The sequence below is a fragment of the Pseudomonas sp. GM79 genome (assembly GCF_000282495.1).
Taxonomy (GTDB): Bacteria; Pseudomonadota; Gammaproteobacteria; order Pseudomonadales; family Pseudomonadaceae; genus Aquipseudomonas.
The window spans coordinates 1-1,021 of the sequence record NZ_AKJE01000071.1 but is presented as its reverse complement, the minus strand read 5'-3'; the positions used below and the strand labels follow the sequence as shown (position 1 = coordinate 1,021).

1 protein-coding gene and 1 pseudogene are annotated in these 1,021 nt (G+C 59.2%); both read right to left on the bottom strand.

From position 1 onward, the window contains the following. A pseudogene (locus PMI36_RS11030) lies at positions 1–562 on the bottom strand (electron transfer flavoprotein subunit alpha/FixB family protein); the annotation flags it as partial. Continuing rightward, a partial coding sequence (locus tag PMI36_RS11035) for an electron transfer flavoprotein subunit beta/FixA family protein (RefSeq protein WP_008073141.1) occupies positions 563–1,021 on the bottom strand: 459 nt, incomplete at its 5' end.

The window sequence follows — 1,021 nt, the reverse complement described above, 5'->3', positions numbered from 1 at the left end:
GATCGGACTTGGCCAGTTCTTCGCCAACGAAGCTCGAAGTGCCAGCGTCGTGAGCAGCCGCAACCGCTTCAACGGCAGCCGAACCACCTTCAGCGGCAACCGGGTCGAAACCGGTGGCACGCACGGTGATCACTTTGACCGCAGCGTTCGACTGAACGGTAGCGATGGCGTTACCGGCGTAGATCGGGCGCTTGAAGGTGTCAGCGCTTTCGACCGAGATGATCTCGGAGATCTGGTCAACGTCCAGGTTTGCGGCAACGCGCGGCAGGATGTTTTTACCGTTGGAGGTGGCGGCAGCCAGAATGTGGCTGTAGCCCTTGCCCAACTCGGCTACCAGCGGCGCAACGTTTTCCGGCAACTGGTGAGCGTAAGCGGCGTTGTCGGCCACCAGCACTTTGGCCACACCAGCGATTTTCGCCGCGGCTTCAGCCACGGCGCCAGCGCCCTGACCTGCAACCAGAACGTGGATATCACCACCGATCTTGGCGGCAGCAGCCACAGTGTTCAGCGTGGCCGGGGCCAGTACTTTGTTGTCGTGTTCAGCAATAACCAAGATAGTCATTTAGATTACCTTCGCTTCGTTTTTCAGTTTCTCGACCAGTTCAGCCACCGACTTGACCTTGATACCCGCGCTGCGTGCAGCCGGCGCTTCGACTTTCAGGGTCTTGTTGGTGGAGGCGGTGGAAACGCCCAAAGCGTCCGGAGGCAGCACTTCGAGAGGCTTCTTCTTGGCTTTCATGATGTTTGGCAGAGACGCGTAGCGCGGCTCGTTCAAACGCAGGTCGGTGGTGACGATGGCCGGCAGTTTCAGGGAAACCGTCTGCGCACCGCCGTCGATTTCGCGGGTCACAGCAACGCTGTCGCCGGACACTTCGACTTTCGAAGCGAAGGTGCCCTGACCGTAGCCGCTCAATGCAGCGAGCATCTGGCCAGTCTGGTTGTTGTCGCTATCGATGGCTTGTTTGCCGAGGATCACCAGCTGAGGCTGTTCCTTGTCGACAACAGCTTTCAACAACTTGGC